The organism is Bacillus sp. ISL-41 (assembly GCF_018613235.1).
Taxonomy (GTDB): Bacteria; Bacillota; Bacilli; order Bacillales; family Cytobacillaceae; genus Mesobacillus.
In genome coordinates, this window is the sequence record NZ_JAGGQP010000011.1 from 63,252 (window position 1) to 70,470 (window position 7,219).

General features: G+C 41.9%; 8 protein-coding genes. 5 read left to right on the top strand and 3 right to left on the bottom strand.

The features are described 5' to 3' along the window. Positions 1–7: 7 nt before the first annotated feature. Complete coding sequence (locus J7I80_RS05480; RefSeq protein WP_214736404.1) at positions 8–1,840, bottom strand: DNA ligase D; 1,833 nt, start codon at positions 1,838–1,840, stop codon at positions 8–10. A 140-nt stretch (positions 1,841–1,980) separates the two neighbouring features. Between J7I80_RS05480 and ku the strand changes: the two genes are divergently transcribed. Both ku and J7I80_RS05490 read left to right on the top strand, forming a co-directional pair. Further along, complete coding sequence (gene ku / locus J7I80_RS05485; protein ID WP_214736367.1) at positions 1,981–2,841, top strand: non-homologous end joining protein Ku; 861 nt, start codon at positions 1,981–1,983, stop codon at positions 2,839–2,841. A 120-nt stretch (positions 2,842–2,961) separates the two neighbouring features. Further along, positions 2,962–3,858, top strand: coding sequence for an NAD-dependent epimerase/dehydratase family protein (locus tag J7I80_RS05490; RefSeq protein ID WP_214736369.1), 897 nt, complete (start codon positions 2,962–2,964; stop codon positions 3,856–3,858). A 38-nt stretch (positions 3,859–3,896) separates the two neighbouring features. Here the strand turns inward: J7I80_RS05490 and J7I80_RS05495 are convergent, their stop codons facing one another. Next, positions 3,897–4,949: a sulfite oxidase gene (locus J7I80_RS05495; RefSeq protein WP_251027619.1), complete on the bottom strand. Its 1,053-nt coding sequence runs from the start codon at positions 4,947–4,949 to the stop codon at positions 3,897–3,899. A gap of 158 nt (positions 4,950–5,107) precedes the next feature. Here J7I80_RS05495 and J7I80_RS05500 point away from each other — a divergent pair, with 158 nt between their 5' ends. The 3 genes from J7I80_RS05500 (at position 5,108) to J7I80_RS05510 (ending at position 6,630) form a co-directional block, all read left to right on the top strand. Next, positions 5,108–5,638 carry a hypothetical protein gene (locus tag J7I80_RS05500; protein WP_214736373.1) on the top strand — a complete coding sequence of 177 codons (531 nt, stop codon included), beginning with the start codon at positions 5,108–5,110 and terminating at the stop codon, positions 5,636–5,638. Positions 5,639–5,699: 61 nt separating this feature from the next. Further along, on the top strand, positions 5,700–6,185 hold the full coding sequence (locus J7I80_RS05505) for a metallophosphoesterase family protein (RefSeq protein WP_214736376.1): 486 nt from the start codon (positions 5,700–5,702) through the stop codon (positions 6,183–6,185). Positions 6,186–6,234: 49 nt separating this feature from the next. Further along, entirely contained in the window at positions 6,235–6,630 is a 396-nt protein-coding gene (locus J7I80_RS05510; RefSeq protein WP_214736378.1) for a cytosolic protein, read from the top strand. A gap of 33 nt (positions 6,631–6,663) precedes the next feature. Here the strand turns inward: J7I80_RS05510 and J7I80_RS05515 are convergent, their stop codons facing one another. Continuing rightward, positions 6,664–6,975, bottom strand: a complete 312-nt coding sequence (locus J7I80_RS05515; protein WP_214736380.1) for a DUF6509 family protein — start codon at positions 6,973–6,975, stop codon at positions 6,664–6,666. Positions 6,976–7,219: the final 244 nt, after the last annotated feature.

Consider the following 7,219-nt stretch of genomic DNA (forward strand, 5'->3'; position numbering starts at 1 on the left):
AGCTTCCTCAGGATTTTTTTGACTTCAGAACCTCCAGAACTGGATCGAAATTCTGTTCTTCTTTAGCTGCAAAATAAGTCCTGAATGGACAGCCTGACTTTTGCACGCGCTGGATGATCGTTCCTAAATGGAACTCCTCAATTCTTAGATTCTCATTCACTTCTTCCCAAAATAACGGAGTGGCCACGCCTGCATGTGATTTTCCGCGAGCGGAATAGGGACTGACAATCGTTTTGCCTTCAGCATGCTGGATGTAATCCACATATAATCGGTTCCCCCTGTTTTTCTTCAGCCTTTCGATTGTAAATGATTCCGGTTCTTTTGATACAAGGTAGTTCGCGATAAAGGAGGTGAACAACCTTGTATCATCGTAGCTATAATGGTTATCCGGGAGCGGGATGTACACCTGGAGTCCTTTATTCCCAGAAGTCTTGATAAAGCTGATCAGCTTTAATTCATCCAGGACCTCTTTGATATAGACGGCAGCTTTAATCGCTAAATGGAAATCGTCCCTAGATGGCGGGTCCAGGTCAAAGACTATTTCATCCGGTCCCTTGCTATTGATTTTCTGGAAGGGGATATGAAACTCAATGGCAATCTGATTCCCCAGCCAAAGCAACGTTTTCATATTATTGCAGACAATATATTCGATTCCTTCCGAACTAGCAGTCTGGACAAAATCGGGTGCATAATCTGGTACGTTTTTTTGGTAAAAGGCTTCTCCGAACATGCCGTGAGGATAGCGGATCACTGTTAACAGCCTGTCCTCCAGGAATGGAAGCATATAGGGAGAAATCTCCCTTAAATAATGGATGTAATCCACCTTTTGGGTTGGCGGTTCTTCCCAAATGGGTTTATCGGGGTGCGTGATTTCAATATCCAGAGGCAGGTTCTTTTGTTGGAAAACAAACTTTTCATAAGTACAGGTATCAGGACTTAAATCGAATCGGAATTGATGAAAATGAGGCTCGCGAAGCTGATCCTCATAGATTTCCAGATACTTTACATCAAGACAGATTCCTGGTTCCACATAAATAAATTGAGCATCTTCACCACTTTTATTTTGCTTGATGATTTGATGGAGGGCATTTTTTTCTTCGGGCTTAAACCCGAAGATTACCAGCCCAATTGGATGTATTTTTGAATCCTTGTAAACTGAGATATAAAAGTATCCGTTGGATTTCTCATAAGCTGTGACAAAGCAGGAAACATACTTCCAGTTTTTCGATTTAATCCACGCTTCCGTCCGTTTTCCTTCCTCCCATTTGCTATTGTGCTGTTTGGCAATGATACCCTCCCCATCGTAAATGACGACTTTTTCCCATAAGCTCTTCAAATCCGTTTCACTAGGGATAAGCTGGACCAAGTCCGGGTTTTGGTGGTTGGGAGAGAGTGGCAGACCCAGCTCGGAAAATAGGGCTTTTAGCTTTGTCCGCCTGTCTTTGTAACTTTCAGATGCTATATTTTTTCCTTTTACCTTCAAGAGGTCGAAAACCATAAGCCTGCATGGATTCCTGTCAGCTTCGGATTTGATTTTATCCTTGGACCTCATTCTTCCCCTGATTTGGATCGCCCCGAAATTGGCTTTGTAGGGATTCTCCAAATAAACTAGCTCTGCGTCTAATGTCAGAGGCAAAAATGGCTGGAACTTTTCCTTGTTGGCAGTAAGGAAGTTTTCTAATTCTGGGAACAAAGGCAGCAGCGGTTTCCCATTGCGGCTTGTCAATTCAATTTCAGAATCCCATGTCAACAAGGCACGAAAGCCATCAAATTTAATCTCATAACGCCATTCATCCCCCTGTGGGGCTTCAAATGCCAGTGTAGGGAGCATTGGTTTCAGCATTTTCCCCATCCTTTCACACCAGTGACTATTTATATTGTTCCTGTTTGGCTGCATCCTAGTACACTGGGAAATGTTTTAATGCATGATAAACCAATTATTAAGCAAATTAGTATTAAAACGATAAGGTGGAGAACGTTATGCATACAATCTGGAAAGGGAGCATCAGCTTCGGGCTCGTCAATATCCCGATCAAGCTTCATGCTGCGACTGAGGATCGGGACATCAAGCTGAGAACCCTTCATAAAGAGTGCCACTCGCCAATAAAGTATGAGAAAACTTGTCCAGTGTGCGATGTTGAAGTGAAAAATGAAGACATCGTTAAGGCTTATGAATACACAAAAGGTAAGTTTGTCGTCCTTGAAGATGAGGATCTTGAAGCGTTAAGGAAAGAAAATGAAGATAAAGCCGTGGAAATAATCGACTTTGTAAAAATAACAGAAATCGATCCAATTTATTTTCAGCGCAGCTATTTCATGTCTCCGAACGAGGGCGGCGGTAAGGCCTATTCTTTACTCAGGAAAGCTCTTGAAGAATCGCAGAAGGTGGGCATTGCCAAAATAATCATTCGGGCAAAGGAACAGCTTGCAGTAGTACGCGTTTATAACAATACGCTCGTCATGGAGACCATCCATTTCCCGGATGAAGTCAGAAACGCAGTAGACGTGCCGAATGTACCAGAAGAAGATAAAGTGACAGAAAAGGAACTGGACACTGCCATCATGCTCATTGATCAGCTGACAACCGAGTTTGAACCAGAAAAATACAAGGATGATTATCGTACAGCTTTACTGGAGTTAATCGAAGCGAAAAGGACGGGAAAAGAACTGGTTACTCCTACCGAAAAAGAGCCAGTCTCCAACGTTACAGATCTTATGGCAGCGCTTCAGGCTTCTATCGACCGTACCAAGCCTGAGAAAAAGAAAGAGCCAGCGTCAGCGTCAGCAAAGAAGAAGAAAACAGCTGCTAAACCAAAGGCTAAGGAAAAGAAACAAGCTTAAAGACACAAGCACAGATTACACAACCGGCCATCATTGTGTGGCCGGTTTTTGTTTGGATTATTTTTTAAAGGAGATTCCGGAGCTTAAGAAGAATAAAGTTATAGAAAAGGGGGATTAACGATGAGAAAGATTCTTGTGCTTGGAGGAACCCAGTACTTTGGAAAAAAGCTGGTGCAAAAGCTAATTGATAATGGTGATGTGGTAACAATTGCCACCAGGGGAACGAAAAGTGACCCTTTTGATGAAATTGTGAAGCGGCTGGTAATCGATCGGGAAAAGAAAGAGACGATGACAGCAGCATTCGAGGGAGAAAAGTGGGATCTGGTGTATGACCAATCTTGTTTTTCGCCAATGGAGGCAAGGGATACAGCAGAGGCATTAAAGGGGAAAGCAGACCGCTATATTTTCACCTCTACCCAAGCGGTATATGAGTTTGGCACGCTTCATGCTGAGAGTAATTTTAATGCTTATACATATCCGATAGAATACAAAAGCCGAAAAGAATACCCTGGGTACGAAGGCTATAAAGAGGCGAAAAGAGCCTCAGAAGCGGTTTTTCATCAACTTGGATATTTTGAGGTCGTTTCAGTCCGTTTTCCGATTGTCGTTTCGGAAGACGATTACACAGAACGCCTGAAGTTCCATGTTGATAAAATACTTTCAGGACAACCAATAGGCATGCCGGACCCTGATTTGCGCTACAGCTTTATCCACGCAGATGAAGCAGCCGATTTTTTATTGGATATCGGGAGGTCAAATTTTGAGGGGCCAATCAATCCTGGGTCTGCAGGAGATATTAGTTTGAAAGAATTGGTTGATAAAATTGCTTTGCTGGCCAATAAGGAAGCGATCGTGACAGATAGCACCGAAAACGGCACGGTCTCCCCATATGCATTGCCGGGCTCCTGGTCGATTGACACTTCACTTGCTTCAGGGCTTGGATTTAAATTTACAGAACTGAATCAATTATTGGATCAATTGATCATCTTTTATATTCAGCAGAATGAGTTGAATTAAATTAAAACCAGGTGCTAATATTTTCTGCACCTGGTTTTTTATTCTGCCTTTACAGTAATTCGCATAACGGCATTGTAACCATAACCTTTCTCGTTCCAGACAGCTTCTGAAGGCTGCGTTTTACCTTCGCTATCGGTTGCCCTGACTGATATATGATATACTTTTCCAGGTTTGAATTCCTTCGCGTAACTCCATGAAACAGTTTGATGTTCTACAGGAGGGTTATCCAGCCTGGCTTGCTCCCAATTTGCTCCTTTATCAAAGCTTATTTCCACCTTAGCGATGACCCCGGACCCTGTCCAGGCGATTCCTCTGATTTCGTAAGTTTCGCTTTTAACTAACTGTCTATCCAGTGGCTGCTGAATCGTAGAATTCACTCTGTTTGTGGTGACTGGCTCAGATGTACCGTTTTTATAATAATAAACATAATCATCACTCTGAAAGGGCCCTGTAAATTTGTCTTTTATCAGAATGATTTCATTAAGCCATTTGATAGAAGCCATCCCGTACCACCCTGGAACAATCAGCCGGAAGGGAAAACCGTGTTTATGGGGAATCGGTTTTCCATTGTACTCATATGCAACCATCACATCAGGATTAAGAGCTTCCGCAATTGGCAAACTTCTCTCAAAGTGGACATACTTACTGTTCTTGATACCAGCGTCTCTTCCTCTAAAAACGACATCAGATACACCTTCTTTAATTCCGGTGTACTCAAGCAAGGTCTTCAAAGGAACTCCCTTCCAAATTCCCTCCCCCATTGCGCCAACTTCCCACTGCTCTCCAAAGACTTTTTCTTTGAAGTTGGCCCTCTTATTACCTGAACATTCAATGAGCACCCTGTTGGATTGAGATGGCAGCTTCAAAAAATCAGAGAAATGGATTTGTAGAGCGAGATCAACTGAGCCGGAAATTGTCAGCGTGAAGGAATCTGGTGTTAAAATCGGATAAGGAAAATGATTCCGACGGTAAAATAGAGGCTCAGCAACCGGCTGAAGAAAAGAAATAAAGTGAATCGGAGTTTCCTGATTTTCAGGGTTAAGGCTTCTTGTTGTTAAGTAAGGGCGCACCTTACCAAAATTCAAGTACATAATCATTCCTCCTCATCGTTAATTTATTGCTGGGACGCAAATGGAAGAACATCAAGGTGTCAAATAATAAAAGGTTTTTCGGGATGGGTGTCAAATAATATTACTAATAGGTTCAATTGCGGAGTAAAAACGATGAGTTTTTTACAGGGGGCAGGCAGATGGAGAAGAAGAGCAAGAAAAAATGGCAACTTATGGTTCTACCTGCAAGTCTGTTCTTACTGGCTTTTGGGTTATATGCCGGCTATACAATGTGGGAGCAAAGGAGTCATCAAGATGCCAGAGATGGAAGCAACCTTAAAAACGGAGGCCAGACTGTCGCGTTATTTCAGGAAGATTCAGGGCATGAAGACTACTCAACAGTTGGCGGCTTCATTCGTGAATTTCACACTAAATATAATGATACTCTCGGTTGGGGCAGGATAGATACGGTTGAATGGGAGGAGCAACGGGAAATCGCTTCTGAAATTCTCTCAGTTTTGGCAACTGTAGAAACAGACAATACGGCACTCCAGGCTGATTTTGATACGATATCCAATTATTCAAGAACTGTTGAAGAAGGGATCAGGGATAAGAAAATCTTACTTCAGCTTCACCGATATTTTCATGACCTCGATATCGAGTTCAATAGTTATAAGGATACGAAGGATTATTTTAATGTGACAAAATATAAAGATCCTGAGAAAGGTTAATCCATTCTCACCAGGGTAACATAAAAGGAGCTAGCAGGCGAAGGGAGTGTGTAGTCCAGTCATGAAAATAGTGGTCATTTCTGACACTCATATGCCGAAAAAAGCAAAGCAGCTGCCTGAGAAGCTGCTCATTGACCTGCAAGATTGCGATTACATTATTCATGCTGGAGATTGGCAGACGGTGGAGCTTTACTATGAACTCAAACAGTTTGGCCCAGTGATCGGCGTCACCGGAAATGTAGATGGCCCGGAACTTAAGAGTCTGTTAAAAACAAAAGAAATCCTCCAGGCAGGCAATTTTCATATTGGTATAGTCCATGGACACGGAACTGGTAAAACAACTGAAAAAAGGGCGATTGAAACATTTGCAGCGGATGAGGTGGATTGTATAATATATGGCCATTCCCATATTCCCGTCCTGAAGGAAATCGATGGTGTGACAGTCTTTAATCCGGGTTCACCGACCGACAAAAGGAGACAGCAGCAATTCTCTTATGGTATCCTGACTGTCGGAGAAAGAATTGTCGCAGAGCATATTTTCTTTTAAAAAGAATCTAATCAATTTGTGAAAAATGAGACAGGAGTGTTATACAACAATGAAAAGCTTTGAAGTAAAATTCCATGCAGAAGACCAGGTTGAAACGATGAAAGTCCAGAAATTAAGCAGTGAAGATTATGAGCAGGCAACGGAGGGCGGTACACGCCACTTGTTTGACCTGGATACGAATATTGGTTTCTTTGTCTTTTTTGATGCGGAAGATAAAAATGGCAAGGAGTATTATTTAATGCTTCAATATGAGGAGCAGAAGGAAGAACCATCGAATTGCTACGGCTTCGAACTGAAGGATTTCTATGAGTTTTCAGCATTGTACCTGAATGATCTGGAATTTACTGAAGAACTTAACGAAGAAGAGGGGGAGCTTGGACCTGTACAGCATCTTGCCCATCTCCTTTATCACATTGTTGAAGAAGGAAAGGCAGTAGAAGTTTAAGTATAAATTAAAAAAGAGCAGATTTGCTCTTTTTTAATTTGTTTCCTCTTCACTTTCATCCTCAGCGGGCAAGTTTTCCTCACAATACTTTTTCGCTTGTACCACTTCATCTTCCTCAAGTTCAAAATCAAGAACCTTTTCGGTTTCCTGTTCCATAAAATAGCTTTGCAGGATTCGCCTCTCTTCGCCGTTCACCAAAAAAAGCACCTTCAATAGCAAGCCTTTTTCAGTATAAAGCTCGTCCTCTTCATCTACCTCGATATCTAGGAAATATTCATATCTGCTTCCTGACAGGAGTCCAAATGGATCTTCAAGAAGCTCGACAGTATGTCCTGTAATATTCATGAATGCTCATCCTTTTAATTTTGTCACCTCTATTATATATCGAAAACATCAAAAACAATCAAGGAATTCGCGACAAAGGGAACATTGCTGGATAAAAGAGCAGCTTTTTGGACTTAATGAAAACGGTGCAGTACGAGGAAATCATAATTCGGAACATAACAAATGTATGTATTTACAGGGACAGAGGCCGGTGACATATCTCCGATTTATAAACAAAGAATTCATTGTGACAGCTTTTCAGGAA

Coding starts and splice junctions, on each gene's coding strand:
- ku (WP_214736367.1), top strand. CDS start 1,981: ATGCATACAATCTGGAAAGGGAGCATCAGCTTCGGGCTCGTCAATATC.
- J7I80_RS05490 (WP_214736369.1), top strand. CDS start 2,962: ATGAGAAAGATTCTTGTGCTTGGAGGAACCCAGTACTTTGGAAAAAAG.
- J7I80_RS05495 (WP_251027619.1), bottom strand. CDS start 4,949: ATGTACTTGAATTTTGGTAAGGTGCGCCCTTACTTAACAACAAGAAGC.
- J7I80_RS05500 (WP_214736373.1), top strand. CDS start 5,108: ATGGAGAAGAAGAGCAAGAAAAAATGGCAACTTATGGTTCTACCTGCA.
- J7I80_RS05505 (WP_214736376.1), top strand. CDS start 5,700: ATGAAAATAGTGGTCATTTCTGACACTCATATGCCGAAAAAAGCAAAG.
- J7I80_RS05510 (WP_214736378.1), top strand. CDS start 6,235: ATGAAAAGCTTTGAAGTAAAATTCCATGCAGAAGACCAGGTTGAAACG.
- J7I80_RS05515 (WP_214736380.1), bottom strand. CDS start 6,975: ATGAATATTACAGGACATACTGTCGAGCTTCTTGAAGATCCATTTGGA.